Genomic DNA, 18,043 nt, shown 5'->3' on the forward strand with positions numbered 1-18,043 from the left:
GTGTGTCTCGCCGGGTCAAGGCTAATGCGAGGGGCGGATGACGACCAAAAGGTCGCCGGCGTCCACCTGCTGCGTCGCCCCGAGGGCGAGCCGCTCGACCACACCGGGGACGGGTGCCGTGATGGCCGCTTCCATCTTCATCGCCTCGATCGACGCGACCGGCTGCCCGGCCACGACGACGTCGCCCACGTCGACCTTGAGCGTCACGACGCCCGAGAACGGCGCGGCCACCTGACCGGGTTTGGAGGTGTCCGCCTTCTCCGCCTCCCGCACGTCGACCTGGATGCTCCGGTCCCGCACGAAGACGGGTCGCAGCTGTCCGTTCAGCGTGGTCATGACCGTGCGCATGCCCTTATCGTCGGCCGCGCCGATCGCCTCGAGCCCGACGAAGAGTCGCACCCCGCGCTCGATCTCGACGACGTGCTCCGTCCCCTCGGCGAGCCCGTACAGATAGTCCACGGTGTCGAGCACGGACAGATCGCCGAAGGCTTCCCGTACCGCCTCGTAGCTCTTCGTGGGGGCCGGGAAGAGCAGCCGGTTGAGCGTACCGCGCCGCGATGCGGCGTCGCCGGCGAGCCCGGCGGTGTCGGCATCCGTGAGCGGCGTGACGCCGATCTTCACGTCGCGCCCGGCGAGCACCTTGGTGCGGAACGGCTCGGGCCATCCGCCGGGCAGGTCACCGAGTTCACCGGCCATGAAGCCGACCACGGAGTCCGGCACGTCGTACTTCTCGGGGTTCGCCTCGAAGTCGGCCGGATCGGCCTTGACCGCCGCGAGATGCAGCGCGAGGTCGCCGACGACCTTGGAGGAGGGCGTCACCTTGGGCACGCGCCCGAGGATGCGGTCGGCGGCGGCGTACATGTCCTCGATCAGCTCGAAGTCCTCCGACAGCCCGAGCGCGATCGCCTGCTGCCGCAGGTTCGAGAGCTGGCCACCGGGGATCTCGTGCCGGTAGACCCGGCCCGTCGGACCCGGCAGGCCCGACTCGAAGGGGCGGTACAGGTGCCGCACGGCCTCCCAGTACGGCTCGAGGTCAGACACCGCGTCGAGGTCGAGGCCCGTGTCGCGCTCGGTGTGCGAGAGGGCGGCCACGAGCGACGACAGCGACGGCTGGCTGGTGGTGCCCGACATCGGCGCGGCCGCCGCGTCGACGGCATCCGCCCCCGCCGCCGAAGCCGCGAGCAGGGTCGCGAGCTGGCCGCCCGGGGTGTCATGCGTGTGCACGTGCACCGGAACGTCGAACCGGTCGCGGAACGCCGAGACGAGGGCGGATGCCGCGGCCGGCCGCAGCAGGCCGGCCATGTCCTTGATCGCCAGCACGTGGGCGCCGGCATCGATGATCTGCTCGCCCAGACGCAGGTAGTAGTCCAGCGTGTACAGGTTCTCGGCGGGATTCAGCAGGTCGCCGGTATAGCAGACAGCGACCTCGGCGACCGCGGTGCCCGTCTCGAGCACCGCATCGATCGCGGGTCGCATCTGGGACACGTCGTTGAGCGCATCGAACACACGGAAGATGTCGACACCGGTGGCGGCGGCCTCGCGCACGAAGGCGTCGGTGACCTCGGTCGGATAAGGGGTGTAGCCGACGGTGTTGCGGCCGCGCAGCAGCATCTGGATCGCGATGTTGGGGAGCGCTCCGCGGAGCTTCTCCAGGCGCTCCCACGGGTCCTCCCCCAGGAACCGCAGGGCTACGTCGTAGGTGGCGCCACCCCATGCCTCGACCGACAGCAGCTGCGGAGTCATCCGCGCCACGTGCGGAGCGACGGCGAGCAGGTCCTTGGTGCGCACGCGCGTCGCGAGCAGGGACTGATGCGCGTCGCGGAACGTCGTGTCGGTGACGGCCAGCGCCTTCTGGGCACGGAGATCCGCCGCGAAGCCGGTGGGGCCGAGCTCGAGCAGCCGCTGGCGCGAGCCGGCGGGAGGCGGCGTCTGCAGGTCCACCTTCGGCAGCTTGATGCGCGGGTCGACATGCAGCGGGTTCTCGCCGTTCGGCTTGTTGACCGTGACATCCACCAGCCAGTTCAGCATCCGCGTGCCGCGGTCCTTGGACTCGCGGCCCTTCAGCAGCTGCGGGCGTTCGTCGATGAAGGAGGTGCTGACATCGCCCGCGATGAACGACGGGTCATCCAGGACGGCCTGGAGGAAGGGGATGTTGGTGGATACCCCGCGGATGCGGAACTCGGCCAGCGCGCGGCGCGCGCGGGCGACAGCGGCGGGGAAGTCGCGCGCCCGGCAGGTCAGCTTGGCGAGCATCGAGTCGAAGTGCGGGCTGACCTGCGATCCGGCGGCCGTGGTGCCGCCGTCGAGGCGGATGCCCGCGCCGCCCGGAGAGCGATACGTGGTGATCTTGCCGGTGTCGGGCCGGAAGCCCTGCGTCGGGTCCTCGGTCGTGATGCGGCACTGCAGGGCCGCGCCCCGCAGCCGGATCTCATCCTGCGCGAGGCCGAGTTCGCTCAGCGTCTGCCCCGCGGCGATGCGCATCTGCGACTGCACGAGGTCGACGTCCGTGACCTCTTCGGTGACCGTGTGCTCCACCTGGATGCGCGGGTTCATCTCGATGAAGACGACCTCGCCGGTGCGCTCCCCCGCTGTCTCCAGCAGGAACTCGACGGTGCCGGCGTTCTCGTAGCCGATGGACTCGGCGAAGGCGACGGCATAGCGGTGCAGGTCCTGGCGCACACCGTCGTCGAGGTTCGGCGCGGGCGCGATCTCGATGACCTTCTGGTGCCGGCGCTGAACGGAGCAGTCGCGCTCGAAGAGGTGCACCGTGTGCCCGGTCTTGTCGGCGAGGATCTGCACCTCGACGTGCCGCGGGCGCACGACGGCCTGCTCGAGGAACATGCGGGCGTCGCCGAACGCGCTCGCCGCCTCCCGCATCGCCTCGGCCAGCGCGGGGGCCAGCTCACCCTTGGATTCCACGCGCCGCATCCCGCGACCTCCGCCTCCGGCGACCGCCTTCGCGAAGATCGGAAAGCCGATGTCGTCCGCCCGGGCGACGAGCGCGTCGATGTCGTCCGAGGCCTCCGTCGAGCGCAGCACCGGGACTCCGGCCGAGATGGCATGGTGCTTCGCCGTGACCTTGTTGCCGGCCATCTCCAGCACGGATGCCGGTGGTCCGATGAACGCGATGCCGTTGGCGGCGGCCTTCTCGGCCAGCTCGGGGTTCTCGGAGAGGAACCCGTAACCGGGGTAGATCGCGTCCGCGCCGGACTCCTTGGCGACGCGCACGATCTCGTCGACGTCGAGGTACGCCCGAACGGGATGCCCCTTCTCGCCGATCTGATACGCCTCGTCGGCCTTCAGCCGGTGCAGCGAGTTGCGGTCCTCGTAGGGGAACACGGCGACGGTCCGCGCCCCCAGCTCGAAGGCCGCGCGGAACGCCCGGATCGCGATCTCTCCACGATTGGCGACAAGGATCTTGCGGAACATGCACACCTCTTGAGGCTCGGCGCGAGTCGTCTTCGTTCTCGGCGGGGCGGGGCTGAGTGTGCTCTCAGCCTAGGGGACGGTAACGTGGTCTTTTGTGCACGTACTCAGCGTCAGCTCCCTCAAGGGAGGCGTCGGCAAGACGACGGTGACCCTGGGCCTCGCATCAGCGGCTTTCGCCCGTGGGGTCCGGACGCTCGTCGTCGACCTCGACCCCCAGTCGGACGTCTCCACGGGCATGGACATCCAGGTTGCCGGCCGCCTGAACGTCGCCGACGTGCTGGCGAACCCCAAGGACAAGATCGTCAAGCAGGCGATCACCTCGAGCGGCTGGGCCAAGGTGCACCCCGGCACGATCGACGTCATGATCGGCAGCCCGTCGGCGATCAACTTCGACGGCCCGCACCCGAGCGTGCGCGACGTGTGGAAGCTCGAGGAGGCCCTCGCCACCGTCGAGGCCGACTACGACCTCGTTCTCGTGGACTGCGCCCCGTCGCTGAACGCCCTCACCCGCACGGCCTGGGCCGCAAGCGATCGCGTGATCGTCGTGACCGAGCCCGGACTGTTCTCCGTCGCCGCCGCCGACCGCGCGCTGCGCGCCATCGAAGAGATCCGCCGTGGGCTCTCCCCCCGCCTGCAGCCGCTCGGGGTCGTGGTCAACCGCGTTCGCCCCCAGTCGATCGAGCACCAGTTCCGCATCAAGGAGCTTCGGGACATGTTCGGCCCGCTGGTTCTGTCGCCCCAGCTGCCGGAGCGCACGTCGCTCCAGCAGGCGCAGGGCGCGGCGAAGCCGCTGCACATCTGGCCCGGCGACTCCGCGCAGGAGCTCGCGGCCGACTTCGACGCGCTGCTCGACCGCGTCATGCGCACCGGCCGCATCCCTGTCCCCGCCGAGATCGGCGGCCGTACCGGCCCGCCGGCGCTGTACTAGGCCGTACGCGCCGCGCGACGAGCGGAGAGCTCGTCCACCGACTCGGGTGCCTGCGCGTCGAAGTCGACGAGCGTCGACTCGACCTCCCGCAGCACCTTCCCGACGGCGATGCCGAACACGCCCTGACCGCGGCTCACCAGGTCGATGACCTCGTCGTTCGACGTGCAGAGATACACGGACGCACCGTCGCTCATGAGCGTGGTCCCCGCAAGATCACGGATGCCCGCGGCGCGCAGCTGATCGACGGCCGTGCGGATCTGCTGCAGGGAGATTCCCGTATCCAGCAGCCGCTTGACGAGTTTCAGCACGAGGATGTCGCGGAAGCCGTACAGCCGCTGCGACCCGGAGCCCTTGGCCCCTCGCACCGTCGGCTCGACCAGCTCGGTGCGGGCCCAGTAGTCCAGCTGCCGGTATGTGATGCCGGCGGCGCGCGCCGCCACCGCACCGCGGTAGCCCACCTCGTCGTCCATGTCGGGCAGTCCGTCGGTGAAGAGGAGATCTGCGGCGAACTGAGGTTCGCCGGCTAGTTCGCCAGCTTTCATGCTCGCGTCCTCCTCATCGGGTCGGGGTAGGTTCCACGCTAGATGAGCGACAACCACTGGGCAACGACATCCGCCCGGCGCGTTGGGCGTGTCGCGCAAGACGATCGAAATCCGGTCCCTAGGACACGATACGCCCGAGGGCGTTCTTCACGAAGATCGCCCGCACATCGTCGAGGCGATGTGCGAGTTCCGGGGCGAGCTCGCTCGCCTTGGCGCGGGAGCCGGCATCCGTTCGTCGCAGCAGCGCCGACAGCGCCGACTCGATCAGCGCCACCTCCCGCTCGGCGCTCTGGCGCATTCCCCGCAGGTGCCGCGGCTCGATGCCGTGGCGGTCGAGGGCGACGAGCGCGCGCAGCAGCGACACCGCCTGCTCGTCGTACGACTCCGCGGCCGTCAGCACGCCGGTGCTGATCGCGTCGTTGAGAAGCTGAGGCGCCGCACCGGATGCCGCGAGCAGGTCCTCGCGGCGATACCGCCGCGCCGCGGGGACGATGGACGGCGGTGCCAGCGAGGCCGGCGTGGCCGGCTCACGACCCGCATCGACGTCGGCGAGGTAGTCGCGGATGACGCTGAGCGGCAGGTAGTGGTCGCGCTGCAGGGTGAGCGCCAGCCGCAGCCGGTCGAGGTCGCCGAGCGAGAACTTGCGATACCCGGACTCCGTGCGCGAAGGCGTGATGATGCCCTGCACTTCGAGGAAGCGGAGCTTGGATGTCGTCAGCTGCGGGAACTCCGGCGTCAGGCGTGCGAGCACTTGACCGATGCTGAGAAGCCCCGCGGACGATGAACGTGCGCGGGCGGAAGCGGCCGGCATCAGCCGTCCGCGGCCTGAGTCAGGTCAGCGGGCGACGAGAAGAAGTTGAGGCGGAACTTGCCGATGCGCACTTCGGCACCGTTGGTGAGCACCCCACGATCGGCACGTTCGCCGTTCACGTAGGTGCCGTTCAGCGATCGCTGATCGATGATCTCGAACGTGTCACCCGTGCGGGTGATCTCCGCGTGGCGTCGCGAGACGGTGACGTCGTCGAAGAAGATGTCGGCCTCGGGATGCCGGCCGACGGTCGTCACGTCCGTGTCGAGCAGGTAGCGGGCACCCGCCGTGGGTCCCGAACGAACGAGCAGGAGGGCGGACCGGGCCGGCAGAGCTGTGATCGCCTCGATCTCCGTCGTGGTCAGCTCGCTGCCGAACGGCACGAACGACAGATCGGAATCATGGCCGAACGTCTGGGTGGTGTCGCTCGAACCAGCACGCGAGTCCCCGGGGACGTCGGATTCGCGCTTGATGTCCCGCGACTCGGGACGGTACTCCGCATCTGACACGCTCAGCCTCCTATCCAGCCCAGCCTATCCGATGGGGCTCCGCCGGACACCCGGCGGATGCCGGAAAACGGGGCCACGACTATGTTTCGTCGTGTGTCAGCGCGAGTGCTGCGGGGCCCGATTCCGCATACTGTGGCGGAAATCGACGCTATCGCGAAAGGACCCTCCCGTGTCTAGCCCTCTCCACCCGATTCCCGCCCTCCAGGTGCGTGAGCGTGTGGAATGCATGTGCGAGCACGGCGGAGACTGCACGGCGTTCGCGCCGGGTCACGGCATCCACCTGATCCAGGCGCGCCTCGCGTCGGCGACGCCGACCGAGTGGGTCGATGCGATCGTCGAACGCGTGCACGCGGAAGCCGGAGTGGTGCACCTGCGCACGCTCGACGGCGAAGAGATCGCCCTGTGGAACGGCGCGGGCGCGGCACGCGCGGTCTCGGGCGGCACACCGGTCTCGCTGCACGACCGCTACCACGTGCTCGCCGTCGGGACCGCGCGCTTCAACGTGCTGCGCGGCTGACGCCCAGCCGGTCGCCGAGCCCGTCGGGGCGCCGACCCTTCGACAAGCTCAGGGACCGGCGCGGTTCTTCAGGGACCGGCGCGGTTCTTCAGGGACCGGCGCGGTTCTTCAGGGACCGGCGCGGTTCTTCAGGGACCGGTGGCTACGCCATCGCGCTCATCGAGTTCTTCATGGCCATGCAGGCATCCATGCACGCCTGGCACGCCTGAGCGCACATCCGGCAGACGTCGCTCATCTCGGCGTGCTTCATGCACTCGTCCATGCACGTCTTGCACATGGCCATGCAGGCGTCGAGCATCGCCATCATGCTCGCCATGTCCATGCCCATCGGGCGCATCATCGCGCGCATCATCGTGTTGGACATGTCGGCGCAGTTCATGCACATGGCGGCGCAGGACATCATCGAGCCGTCCATCTGCTGAGCCGAGCACACCGTACACGCCTGCTCGCAGGCCGAGCAGGCGTCCATACAGGCCTGCATGACGGCCATGTCCATGTTCTCCATGCCGGCCATCGGCATCATGCCCTTGGACATCATGCCCATCATCATCGAGTCCATGTTCGCTCCTCCGATTGTTCCCCGGAGCGGCTTCCCCGCTCCTGATCGGCAGGTTACTCCGCGGCTCCCGCCGCGTCACCACCTCATCGCGATGCTCAGCCCGAATTCACAAGGTCGTCACACGGGTCGGGCCCGGCGGGCGGGGAACGGCCCGCGGACTAGGCTCGACGGGATGTCTGCACACACCGAATCCCTCGTCCGCAGGCCGCTTCGCGGCATCCGTTCTCTGGCCCTCGCCGGGATGCTGGCCCTCGGTGGGGCGCTCCTCTTCGCCTCGCCCGCGTTCGCCCACGACGAGCTCGTCTCCTCCGATCCTGCCGCCGGCTCCGTGCTGACCGAGGCGCCGGCCGCTGTCCTGCTCACCTTCAGCGCGGAGCTCACGACGGGAGAAGGCGCGACCGAGGTGCAGGTGCTGGATGCTGCGGGCACGGTCGTCAATGACGGCGACGCGCTGACCGAGGGAACGACGGTCACGCAGCCGCTCTTCCCGGACCTCGAGAACGGTGCGTACCGTGTGCTCTGGAAGGTCGTCTCGGGAGACGGGCACCCCATATCGGCGGAGTTCGCGTTCACCGTCGAGGCGGCGCAGCCCGTCCCCACCGCGACGCCGTCGGAGAGCGCGACCCCGTCGGCTGAGCCGAGCGAGGAGGCGACAACCGCCCCCGCGGTGACAGAAACCCCCCTGCCGGTAGAAGAGGCCGATTCGTCCGCAACCCTTCCGTGGGTGCTGTTCGGCATCGTGGGCGCCGCGATCCTCGGAGGGGTCGTCTATCTGCTCGTTTCGCGGTCCAGGCGCCGGCGCGATACCGAGGCGATCCGGGCATCGCAGGCCGCGTCGCTGACCCCGTCCTCCCCAGCCGCCGGCCCGGGTTCGGCCTCCGGCGAACCCGAATCCGCGCCCGACACCGACCGATAGGCTGAGAGCATGCCTCACTACGACGTCGTCATTCTCGGCGCTGGCCCCGGCGGGTACGTCGCGGCCGTTCGCAGCGCCCAACTCGGCCTCTCCGTCGCGATCATCGAAGAGAAGTACTGGGGCGGTGTCTGTCTCAACGTGGGGTGCATCCCCTCCAAGGCCCTGCTCAAGAACGCCGAGCTCGCGCACACGTTCGCGCACAAGGCGAAGCTCTTCGGCATCTCGGGCGAGGCGACCTTCGACTACGGCGCCGCGTTCGATCGCAGCCGCGTGGTCGCAGACGGACGCGTCAAGGGCATCCACTTCCTGATGAAGAAGAACAAGGTCACCGAGTACGACGGCCGCGGGACGTTCACCGACGCGAACACGATCCAGGTCGCCAGGTCCGACGGCTCGTCCGAGACCGTCACGTTCGACAACGCGATCATCGCGACCGGTTCGTACGTGCGCCTGCTGCCCGGGGTCACGCTGAGCGAGAACGTCGTGACGTACGAAGAGCAGATCATGGAGCGCGAGCTGCCCGGCTCGATCGTCATCGTCGGCGCCGGCGCCATCGGCATGGAGTTCGGCTACGTGATGACGAACTACGGCGTCAAGGTGACGATCATCGAGTTCCTCGACCGGGCGCTGCCGAACGAAGACCCGGATGTCTCCAAGGAGATCGCCAAGCAGTACAAGAACTACGGCGTCGACATCCTCGTCTCCACCAAGGTCGAGACGGTCGTCGACAACGGCGGTTCGGTGACGGTCACTTACACGGCTAAGGACGGGTCGAAGGGCTCGATCGACGCCGACAAGGTCATGATGTCGATCGGCTTCGCTCCGCGGGTCGAGGGCTTCGGCCTCGAAGCGACCGGCGTGAAGCTCACGGACCGGGGCGCGATCGCGATCGATGACTACATGCGCACCAACGTTCCGCACATCTACGCGATCGGCGACGTGACCGCGAAGCTGCAGCTCGCCCACGTGGCGGAGGCGCAGGGGGTGGTCGCCGCCGAGACGATCGGCAAGGCCGAGACCATGCCGCTCGGCGACTACCGCATGATGCCCCGCGCCACGTTCTGCTCCCCGCAGGTGGCCTCGTTCGGCCTCACGGAGCAGCAGGCCAAGGACGAGGGCCACGAGATCAAGGTCGCGACGTTCCCGTTCATGGCCAACGGCAAGGCGCACGGTCTGGGCGAGCCGGTGGGCTTCGTCAAGGTGATCGCGGATGCCGAGCACCTCGAGCTGCTCGGCGCCCACATGATCGGACCGGACGTCTCCGAACTGCTGCCGGAGCTGACGCTGGCCCAGAAGTGGGACCTGACGGCGTTGGAGCTGGCCAGAAACGTGCACACCCACCCGACGCTCTCGGAGGCTCTGCAGGAGACCTTCCACGGCCTCGCGGGGCACATGATCAACTTCTGACAGAGCGGCCGGGCGAGGCGGACGGTTCCTCTGCCCGCTCGCGTCTCACGGTCTCGCGCGAAGTGCCGCCGGCTCTCAGGTTCGGCCCCGGACCTGAGGCCGTGACCGCGCCCGCCGCCGCACCGCGACCCCTGGTGCCGCACGCCGGGCATCCCTAGACTCTGCGGAGCGCCCGCTCCGCGGGAGCTACCATCGCCGCCCCGACCGAAGCCGGGGGCGGCGTTGGTGTCTGGGACCGGCGCACACATCCCAGCGGGCGCTCAGCCCTTGATCACCATCAGGGAACTCGTCGCCGTCGCGAGCGGCCGACCAGCGGCATCCTCGATCACGCCCTCGGCGAAGATCACGCGCTGGCCGCCCTTCACCACCCTGCCGGTGGCGCGGATAACGCCCGAGGTCGAGGTGATCGGCCGAAGGTACGAGACGTTGAGGTCGATCGACGTGTAGCCGACGCCCTTCGGCAGCGTCGTCTGCGCCGCACATCCGACGACCGTGTCGAGCAGCGTGCAGGCAAGCCCGCCGTGCACCATGCCCAGCGGGTTGTCGTGGTACTCCCCCGGCTCGCACTCGAAGACCGCCTCGCCGGGCTCCGCAGACACGATCCAGAAGTTCATCAGCCGCGAGATCGGCGGCGGCGGGTACGTCCCCGCGAGCAGCTCCCGCAGATACGCGAGGCCATCGAGATCGCGGGATGCCGCGAGCGGCGGCTTGGGATCATCCCACGTGATCGAGCGAGAGCGTGCTGCGTCCGGGGCCATGCTCACACACTAGGGCGGTCAGCGTCCCAGGGCCCGGGCGAGCTTCGAGGCGGATGCCGCGTCTCGCGCGCCGGCGGCGCGCACCGCGCGCTCCACCGCGGCGAAGAACCCATCCACGTCGACCGGCGCCGCCGAGCTCAGCTCGATCTCCCACTCACGCCACGTGCGCACGGTCCCCGCGCGCAGATCGGTCGCATGCACGTGATCGTCCGCGAACTCGGCCACCACCCCGCCGTCGGCCGCGCGCAGCGCGTAAGCCGTTCGCGCGTTCTCGATGCGGGCGAGGGGCTCCAGCGGGGCCGTTGAGTAACCCTGAACCGCCTCGAGAACGTCCGCCGGGAGGTCGGCGGTCTCGGCGAGCGGCCAGTGCAACTCGGTGCGGCCGCCGTCGATAAGCGCGCCCTTCAGGTGCCACCCGGCATCCGGGCCGCCCGTCCGCCGGCGCAGGGCGACCCCCGCGCGAGCGAGCGCCAGATCGTCCGTGTCGAAGTACGCCGCATCGAGCGGGCGCGTCTCGGCCTCGCCGACCGAGTCGACGCCCGGCAGCGCGGACCAGTCCGGCAGAGGCGTGTCATCGTCGACGTCGTACTTGCGCTCCACCTCGAGGGAGCTGGTCGGCTCGGTCATGGCGTCACGTACTGTCAGTCGTCGCTGTTGGGTCCGATTTCATCGGTGGCCTCGACGAACCAGAACTCCGCCTCGGAGGGACCGTCACTGCCGCCCGTGTGCGCGAGAGCTCCCTCTCGTCGGTAGACGATCTGCCCTTCGCCGTAGGGGACGATCAGAGAGTCGAGCTCGGGCGACTCGAGGGGCAGCAGCTGCCCGTCGAGAGGCCCACCGTGAAGACGTGCGATGGCCATGTCTTCCACAGTAGACCCGGCCTTCGACCCGCGCTTGTACCCACCCGGTCTGGAAGCGTTTGCACGTCGCCTAGAATCAGCCGAATGAAGGCCATCCGCACGTTCACCGTCCGCCCGGTGCTCGCCGACTCGCTCGCCGCCCTCGACACGCTCGCCGCCAACTGGCGATGGTCCTGGAGCCGAGCGACGCATGCACTGTTCGAGACCATGGATCCGAAGCTCTGGGCAGAGGTCGGCGCCAACCCCGCCCGCATGCTCGGCGCACTGGGACAGACGAGGCTCGACGAGCTCGCGGCCGACGAGTCCTTCGTCGCGCGCGTGCGCGAAGAGTCCGAGCGCCTCAACGCCTACCTCACGGGTGACCGCTGGTTCCAGAACCTCGAGGGGCCGAAGCCCGCGCACATCGCCTACTTCTCCCCCGAGTTCGGCGTGGACGGCTCGCTTCCCCAGTACTCCGGCGGCCTCGGCATCCTGGCCGGCGATCACCTGAAGAGCTCGTCCGACCTCGGGGTTCCGCTCACGGGCGTCGGCCTCTTCTACCGGGCGGGCTACTTCCGTCAGTCGATCGGCGAAGACGGCTGGCAGCGTGAGAGTTACCCCCTCCTCGACCCCTACGGCCTCGGTCTGACCCTGCTGCGCGACGCCGACGGCTCGCCGGTCGAGATCTCGCTCACGCTTCCGCACGACCGGCAGCTGCACGCGCGCGTGTGGGTCGCGGACATCGGCCGCATCCCGCTGCTGCTCCTCGATTCCGAGACGCCCTCGAACACCGAGGAGATGCGCCGCGTCACCGACCGCCTCTACGGCGGAGGCGGCGAGCACCGCCTCTTGCAGGAGCTGCTGCTCGGCGTCGGCGGCGTGCGCGCGGTGCGCGCGTTCTGCCGGGTCACAGGGCGCCCGGCGCCCGATGTGTACCACACGAACGAAGGACACGCCGGCTTCCAGGGCCTCGAGCGGATGTCGGAGCTCATCACCCTCGACGGCCTCGCGTTCGACGAGGCACTCGCCCAGGTGCGCGCCTCCACCGTCTTCACGACGCACACTCCGGTGCCCGCCGGCATCGACCGCTTCCCGCGCGACCTGATCCGCGACTACCTGCAGAGCGGGCTGTTCGCGAGGATCGATCCGGAGCGCGCGCTCGCCCTCGGCCTCGAGGACTACGCCGGCGGTGACGGCTCGGTCTTCAACATGGCGGTGCTCGGCCTGCATCTCGGGCAGCACGCCAACGGCGTCTCCCTGCTGCACGGCGCCGTCAGCCGGGGAATGTTCGGCCAGCTCTGGCCAGGTATCGACACCGAGGAGGTGCCGATCACCTCGATCACGAACGGCGTGCACGCGCCGACGTGGGTGCACCCCGCGCTCAAGGGCGTGAGCGAGCGGGCGTTCGGCGATGCGCACTCCGACAGGCACGACTGGCGGGATGCTGCTCGGGTGTCCGACGAGGAGCTCTGGGGCGTCCGCTCACAGATGAAGAACGAGCTCGTCGGGGAGGCGCGCCGTCGTGTCGCGGCATCCGCGATGCAGGCCAGCGGACGCGACACCGCGCCCGCGTGGATCGAGGACCTGCTCGACCCGACGATCCTCACCATCGGGTTCGCTCGCCGCGTGCCGACGTACAAGCGCCTGACGCTCATGCTGCGGGACCCCGAGCGCCTGACCCGTCTGCTCACCGACCCCGAGCGCCCCGTGCAGATCCTGATCGGCGGCAAGTCGCATCCGGCCGACGACTCGGGCAAGATCCTCATCCAGCAGCTCGTCAAGTTCAGCCGCGACCCCAAGGTGCGCGGACGCATCGTCTTCCTGCCCGACTACGACATCACCCTCGCGAAGACGCTCTACCCGGGGTGCGACGTGTGGCTGAACAACCCGCTCCGTCCCCTCGAGGCCTGCGGAACGTCGGGCATGAAGGCGGCCCTGAACGGCGTGCTCAACCTGTCGATCCTCGATGGCTGGTGGGACGAGTGGTACGACGGCAAGAACGGCTGGGCGATCCCGACGGCCGACAACGCCTCGAATGATGAGGAGCGCGACGACGCCGAGGCCTCAGCGCTGTACGACCTCATCGAGCATCAGCTCGTGCCGACGTTCTACGAACGGGATGGCGGCATCCCGCGCCGCTGGCTCGAGATGGTGCGTCACACGATGACGGACCTCGGGCAGAAGGCGACGAGTGACCGGATGGTGCGCGACTACGTCACGCGCCTCTACGTGCCTGCCGCCCAGCACGACGCCGCGCTGCGCGCCGACGGCTTCACCGAGGCGCGTGAGCTCGCCGCGTTCGTCAACCGCGTCAAGGCGGCGTGGCCCAAGGTGCACGTCGCGAACGTGGACAGCTCCGGCATCCCGCAGCAGGCGCAGGCCGGCGACCGCATGGAGGTGCGGGCGTACGTCGCGCTCGACGGGCTGTCCACGGGGGATGTCGCTGTGGAGCTGGCCTACGGACGCACCGACGAGAACGACAAGCTCGCGAGCGATCACGCCGTCATGCGACTGGATGCCGCGGGCCCGGCCGACGGCGGCATCACCACGTTCACGGGCGCGCTGCCCCTGACGGTCACGGGCACGTTCGGCTACACGGTGCGCGTGATTCCGACGCATCCGCAGCTCGTCTCCCCCGTCGAGCTGGGCCTGGTCACCTACGCCTCGTGAAGCCGTTCGTCCTGCTCTCGACGCGTGCAGAAGACGGCCCGGCGGATGAGGAGTACGCGCTCTTCCTCCGCTTCTCGGGACTGGCCGAGCGCGACCTGATCCGGGTTCGCCTGGAGTCCGGACCGATGCCGCACTTCGACCTCGACGCACTGTCGGGCATCATGGTCGGCGGCGGACCGTTCAACGCATCCGATCCCGCGGAGAAGAAGTCGGCCATCCAGCACCGCGTAGAGGGCGAGTTCGCGACGCTTCTGGATGACGTGGTCGCGCGCGATTTCCCGTTCCTCGGCGCCTGCTACGGGGTGGGCACGCTCGGCGTGCATCAGCGCGCCACGATCGATCGCACGTACTCGGAGCCGATCAGCGTCGTACCGGTGACGCTGACCGATCCGGGCCGTCGCGACCCCCTGCTCGATGGGATGCCGGATACCTTCGAGGCATTCGTCGGACACAAGGAGGCGATCTCGAGTCTGCCGCCCTCGGCGATGCTGCTCGCGTCATCCCCTTCCTGCCCGGTGCAGATGTTCCGCGTGCGGGAGAACGTGTACGCGACGCAGTTCCACCCCGAGCTGGATGTCGACGGCATCACCACGCGCATCCACGCCTACTCCGGCTACGGGTACTTCGCGCCGGACGAGCTCGACCTCACGCTCGCGGCCGTCCGACGCGCCCCGGTGGCCCACACGGGCCGCATCCTCGAGAACTTCGTCGCGCGTTACGCCCGCTGACCGCCGTCCGTCCGCGCACCCCTAGCCTGGAACGATGACTGACACCGCCGACAAGGCCCGCACGTTCGCCGCCCTGCACTCCGCTGCCGAGATCCTCAGACTCGTGAACGTGTGGGATGCCGTGAGCGCGAAGGTCATCGCCGACCTGCCGGGAACCCGTGCCCTCGCGACCGCCGGACACTCCATCGCCGCCAGCCACGGGTACCCCGATGGCGAGCAGATCCCGCTCGACCTCATGATCGCGGCGATCGCCCGCATCACGGCGGCCACCGAGCTCCCGGTGAGCGCCGACCTCGACTCCGGCTACGGCGACGCGGGTGAGACGACCCGCCGTGCGATCGGCGCCGGAGCGGTCGGCGCCAACGTCGAGGACGCGATGAAGCCGCTGGCCGATTCGGTCGCCGCGGTCCGCGCGGTGATCGCGGCGGGCGAGGCCGAGGGCGTGCCGTTCGTGCTGAACGCCCGCACAGACGCCCTGATCAAGGGCGGCAAGCGCCCCCTCGAGGAGTCGATCGCCGACGCGATCGAGCGAGGGCGTGCCTACCTCGCCGAGGGGGCGACCACGGTCTTCGTGCCCGGACTGCTGACCGCTGACACGACGCGCCGGCTTGTCGACGGGATCGGCGACCGCAAGATCAGCGTCATCGGCGTCCCCGGAAACCTCGCGGCGGCGCAGTACGAAGCCCTCGGCGTCGCGCGCATCTCCTATGGTCCGCTTCCGCAGCGCGTCGCGCTGACGGCGCTCAAGCGCGTCGCGCTCGACCTGATGGCGGACGGCGTGATCCCGGCCGACACCGAGGCACTCAACTAACAGCAGCCGTCCCGGAACGCTCCTTGGCCTCGTCGCGTCGGGCGGCCTCGAGCTCGGTCGCCGCCACCATCACCCCGATCTCGGCGCGACGCACCCGCCGCTGCGCGAAGGTCGACGCGCCGAAGCGCGCCTTCACGCGGTCGGTCTGCTCCTCCACCCCGGTCACGATGTAGGCGCCGGCGATCAGGATCACCTGCGACGACAGGTTGAGCCACAGCAGCAGAGCGATGAGCGACGCGAACGTCGTGAGCAGGGGGTTGTTGGCGGCGCCCGCGACGAACAGGTTCGAGAGCTGCTGCAGCGCGCTCAGGCCGGCCGCGCCCAGCAGCGCGCCGGGCCACAGCGTCCTGGCGGAGGGCCGCAGCCCCGAGAGCCACCGGAACATCAGGGCGATCACGACCGCGTCGAGGACGAACACGACGACGACCGAGAGGCCGGTCACGGCCAGCCCTGCGACGGGGTCCTGCGCCGAGATGCCGATCCAGCCACGCACGACCCCGAGCAGGGAGCTTCCCAGGTAGGTGGCACCGGCCGCCGCAGCCAGCAGGCCGCCGAGCAGGATCGCGAGCACGAGGTTGCGCAGGATCACCCAGACCCAGAAGATGTCGTCGGTGAGACGGTCGGCGAGGGTGCGCAGCGCGACGCGCAGCGAGCCGATGGCACCGATCGCGGCGCCCACCAGACCGATGAACGACAGGATGCCGGCGAGGTTGATCGCCTCAGGCGCCTTGATGGACTCCGGATCAATCAGCCCGTCCTCTCCGAGGAGGCCGGGGATCGCCGCGTTCACCCCGTCGATCAGGGCCTCCCACGCGACGGGATTGTCCGACAGCCAGAGGGCAGCGATCGAGAATCCGAGCAGCACACCGGCGAAGACCGAGAACAGGGTGCGGTACGTGATGCTGTCGGCCAGCATGGGGCCTCGGCGCTCGATGTAGAGCAGGATCGCCCGAACGGGCTTGAGGGTGAGGGCCCACGCGGTGAGTCGCGCGATCAGGCCGGGGGGTTTGGATGCCGCGGGGTCCGCCATTCGTCCACGCTATCGGCGTCGCCGACTCCCCGGCGTCGTTTGCCAACGGAGCTTCGCGGATCCACTCGTGCGGTGACTAGACGCCTCCGAGGACTCCGACGTACCACCGGCTCACGGCCTCACCGAGCAGGATGCCAATCCACGCCCCGGCGATCATCCACGGGCCGAACGGGATCGCCGTGCGCCGGTCGGCGCGCCGGGAGGCGAGAAGGACGACGCCGTAGGCGCCTCCCAGCAGGAAGGCGGCGAAGGCGCCGACCGCCAAGGCTCCCCATCCGACCCACCCGAGGTACAGCCCGATGACACCGGCGAGCTTGACGTCACCGCCGCCCATCCCGCCAGGGCGGATCAGACGCAGAACCAGGTAGAAGCAGTAGAGCACCGCCATACCGATCACGCCGCGCAGCAATTGCTGCCAGGGCGCGCCGACGAGGCACGCCACCGTGAACAGCGTGAGGCCGACGACATAGCCCGGAAGCACGATGGCGTTCGGCAGACGGTGGGTCGCGATGTCGATGCGTGCCAGGACCACGCTGATCGACAGGAAGTACAGGTAGGCGGCGAGCACGACCCACGACGCCGGCCCGGCGAGCGACAGGACAGTGATGGCCTGATATGAGATATCGGCCATCACCTGTCCTGTCGCGCTTCCCGGCTTGCATGCCACCGGATCGTGCCACCGTGACCCGGCGAGTAGAACCACCGCGAACATCGCGAACGTCGTCACGATGCCGCCGGACCGAATCCGGTCCAGCCTCTCCCCAGAGCTGGATGGCGACGGCGCCCCCAGCGCCGCTACTCCCCTGACAAATCATGAGTGTTCTCTCATGTTGTGTCAACTCGATCCACCCGCGCCGAGCGAAACCTGAGCAGAACTAAAGGTCGATCAGCTCGACTTCCACGACAGCCACTGAGCCCAGCTCCAGTCCCTCGGCATCGCGGACCGCCTTCTTCAACGGCAGGGCGTACCCCGCGGATCCGGGAAAGATGGAGGTCGCCCACGAGGTCCGGCCGATTCTGGCGCGTACCCGCAGTGAGCCGAACCCGCGCGCCGGCCGGGGCAGTTCCTTGATGTCGTTCGAGAGCTCTTCCGGAAGGTGGACGAAATACCACGACGAGTCGTCACGGGCATCCCAGTGGGTGACCTCGCTTTCGAACTCGATCTTCACACCGGCTCCCCGGGCTCGAACCGGTCGACGAGCCGCGCGAGGCAGTCGGTCCAGCCCAGCACGTGGTCATCGCGGGCCTCCTCGTCGGCGAAGCCCGCGTGGGTCACGGTGACGCGCGTCGCACCGGATGACTCAGGCTCCGCGTGCACAGCGATGTCGGTGACCTCGGGCTCGCCATCCCACACCCACGTCGAGCGCAAGGTGGACGGCTTGTCCAACTCGGAGTACACGCCGGAGACGCCGATGCCGATGGACGTGGAACGCGCCGACCACGATCCGCCGGGCTGCGCCTCGATCTCGGCGATCGTGCCGAACGAGGCGGGCCACAGCCACGTGGCGAAGACGTGGGCATCGGTGAACGCCTCCCACACCTCGCCGACCGTCGCATCGACGATCACGGATGTCTCGAGCTCTGGCATGCAC

General features: G+C 69.2%; 19 protein-coding genes. 7 read left to right on the plus strand and 12 right to left on the minus strand.

The window, feature by feature from the left end; all coding sequences use genetic code 11:
- Positions 1-21 precede the first annotated feature (21 nt).
- Positions 22-3,429, minus strand: coding sequence for a pyruvate carboxylase (locus tag ACPW96_RS04660; protein ID WP_425882192.1), 3,408 nt, complete (start codon positions 3,427-3,429; stop codon positions 22-24).
- Positions 3,430-3,523: 94 nt separating this feature from the next.
- Here ACPW96_RS04660 and ACPW96_RS04665 point away from each other — a divergent pair, with 94 nt between their 5' ends.
- On the plus strand, positions 3,524-4,357 hold the full coding sequence (locus ACPW96_RS04665) for a ParA family protein (protein WP_425817870.1): 834 nt from the start codon (positions 3,524-3,526) through the stop codon (positions 4,355-4,357).
- On the opposite strand, the gene ACPW96_RS04670 is transcribed toward ACPW96_RS04665, so the two are convergent.
- The 3 genes from ACPW96_RS04670 to ACPW96_RS04680 form a co-directional block, all read right to left on the minus strand.
- Entirely contained in the window at positions 4,354-4,827 is a 474-nt protein-coding gene (locus ACPW96_RS04670) for a MerR family transcriptional regulator (RefSeq protein ID WP_425882586.1), read from the minus strand. The two genes, ACPW96_RS04665 and ACPW96_RS04670, sit on opposite strands and share 4 nt — an antisense overlap.
- 190 nt (positions 4,828-5,017) lie before the next feature.
- Positions 5,018-5,650 (minus strand): MerR family transcriptional regulator, encoded by a 633-nt coding sequence (locus ACPW96_RS04675; RefSeq protein ID WP_425882193.1) that lies wholly within the window; start codon positions 5,648-5,650, stop codon positions 5,018-5,020.
- Between the two features lie 59 nt (positions 5,651-5,709).
- Entirely contained in the window at positions 5,710-6,099 is a 390-nt protein-coding gene (locus tag ACPW96_RS04680; RefSeq protein ID WP_425882587.1) for an FHA domain-containing protein, read from the minus strand.
- Positions 6,100-6,385: 286 nt separating this feature from the next.
- Here ACPW96_RS04680 and ACPW96_RS04685 point away from each other — a divergent pair, with 286 nt between their 5' ends.
- Positions 6,386-6,733: a hypothetical protein gene (locus ACPW96_RS04685; RefSeq protein WP_425817864.1), complete on the plus strand. Its 348-nt coding sequence runs from the start codon at positions 6,386-6,388 to the stop codon at positions 6,731-6,733.
- A 142-nt stretch (positions 6,734-6,875) separates the two neighbouring features.
- On the opposite strand, the gene ACPW96_RS04690 is transcribed toward ACPW96_RS04685, so the two are convergent.
- Complete coding sequence (locus ACPW96_RS04690) at positions 6,876-7,292, minus strand: hypothetical protein (RefSeq protein ID WP_425882194.1); 417 nt, start codon at positions 7,290-7,292, stop codon at positions 6,876-6,878.
- A gap of 172 nt (positions 7,293-7,464) precedes the next feature.
- Here ACPW96_RS04690 and ACPW96_RS04695 point away from each other — a divergent pair, with 172 nt between their 5' ends.
- Both ACPW96_RS04695 and lpdA read left to right on the plus strand, forming a co-directional pair.
- Positions 7,465-8,208, plus strand: a complete 744-nt coding sequence (locus ACPW96_RS04695; RefSeq protein WP_425882195.1) for a copper resistance protein CopC — start codon at positions 7,465-7,467, stop codon at positions 8,206-8,208.
- A gap of 9 nt (positions 8,209-8,217) precedes the next feature.
- Entirely contained in the window at positions 8,218-9,615 is a 1,398-nt protein-coding gene (gene lpdA / locus ACPW96_RS04700) for a dihydrolipoyl dehydrogenase (protein ID WP_425882196.1), read from the plus strand.
- Between the two features lie 260 nt (positions 9,616-9,875).
- On the opposite strand, the gene ACPW96_RS04705 is transcribed toward lpdA, so the two are convergent.
- Genes ACPW96_RS04705 through ACPW96_RS04715 form a run of 3 tightly spaced genes read right to left on the minus strand, consistent with a single transcriptional unit; the run spans position 9,876 to position 11,233 of the window.
- Complete coding sequence (locus ACPW96_RS04705; protein WP_425882197.1) at positions 9,876-10,373, minus strand: PaaI family thioesterase; 498 nt, start codon at positions 10,371-10,373, stop codon at positions 9,876-9,878.
- An 18-nt stretch (positions 10,374-10,391) separates the two neighbouring features.
- Positions 10,392-11,000, minus strand: a complete 609-nt coding sequence (locus ACPW96_RS04710) for a CYTH domain-containing protein (protein ID WP_425882198.1) — start codon at positions 10,998-11,000, stop codon at positions 10,392-10,394.
- Between the two features lie 14 nt (positions 11,001-11,014).
- A complete protein-coding gene (locus tag ACPW96_RS04715; protein ID WP_425817852.1) occupies positions 11,015-11,233 on the minus strand; it encodes a response regulator in 219 nt (72 codons plus the stop codon).
- Positions 11,234-11,317: 84 nt separating this feature from the next.
- Here ACPW96_RS04715 and glgP point away from each other — a divergent pair, with 84 nt between their 5' ends.
- The 3 genes from glgP to ACPW96_RS04730 are packed head-to-tail and all read left to right on the plus strand — an operon-like array spanning position 11,318 to position 15,421.
- A complete protein-coding gene (gene glgP / locus ACPW96_RS04720; RefSeq protein WP_425882199.1) occupies positions 11,318-13,882 on the plus strand; it encodes an alpha-glucan family phosphorylase in 2,565 nt (854 codons plus the stop codon).
- The gene (locus tag ACPW96_RS04725; protein ID WP_425882200.1) at positions 13,879-14,610 is read left to right on the plus strand and encodes a glutamine amidotransferase; all 732 of its coding nucleotides are present in this window, start codon (positions 13,879-13,881) and stop codon (positions 14,608-14,610) included. Before glgP ends, ACPW96_RS04725 begins: the two co-directional genes overlap by 4 nt.
- Positions 14,611-14,644: 34 nt before the next feature.
- Positions 14,645-15,421 carry an isocitrate lyase/PEP mutase family protein gene (locus ACPW96_RS04730; protein ID WP_425882201.1) on the plus strand — a complete coding sequence of 259 codons (777 nt, stop codon included), beginning with the start codon at positions 14,645-14,647 and terminating at the stop codon, positions 15,419-15,421.
- On the opposite strand, the gene ACPW96_RS04735 is transcribed toward ACPW96_RS04730, so the two are convergent.
- The 4 genes from ACPW96_RS04735 to ACPW96_RS04750 form a co-directional block, all read right to left on the minus strand.
- On the minus strand, positions 15,414-16,451 hold the full coding sequence (locus tag ACPW96_RS04735; protein WP_425882202.1) for a YhjD/YihY/BrkB family envelope integrity protein: 1,038 nt from the start codon (positions 16,449-16,451) through the stop codon (positions 15,414-15,416). The genes ACPW96_RS04730 and ACPW96_RS04735 overlap by 8 nt on opposite strands.
- A gap of 76 nt (positions 16,452-16,527) precedes the next feature.
- The gene (locus ACPW96_RS04740) at positions 16,528-17,082 is read right to left on the minus strand and encodes a prepilin peptidase (protein WP_425882203.1); all 555 of its coding nucleotides are present in this window, start codon (positions 17,080-17,082) and stop codon (positions 16,528-16,530) included.
- A gap of 244 nt (positions 17,083-17,326) precedes the next feature.
- On the minus strand, positions 17,327-17,620 hold the full coding sequence (locus ACPW96_RS04745) for a DUF1905 domain-containing protein (RefSeq protein ID WP_425882204.1): 294 nt from the start codon (positions 17,618-17,620) through the stop codon (positions 17,327-17,329).
- Positions 17,617-18,039: an SRPBCC family protein gene (locus ACPW96_RS04750; RefSeq protein ID WP_425817838.1), complete on the minus strand. Its 423-nt coding sequence runs from the start codon at positions 18,037-18,039 to the stop codon at positions 17,617-17,619. Before ACPW96_RS04750 ends, ACPW96_RS04745 begins: the two co-directional genes overlap by 4 nt.
- Positions 18,040-18,043: the final 4 nt, after the last annotated feature.

Origin of the sequence: Micromonospora sp. DT81.3 (genome assembly GCF_049847225.1) — a bacterium.
In the GTDB taxonomy this organism is placed as follows: Bacteria; Actinomycetota; Actinomycetes; order Actinomycetales; family Microbacteriaceae; genus Microbacterium.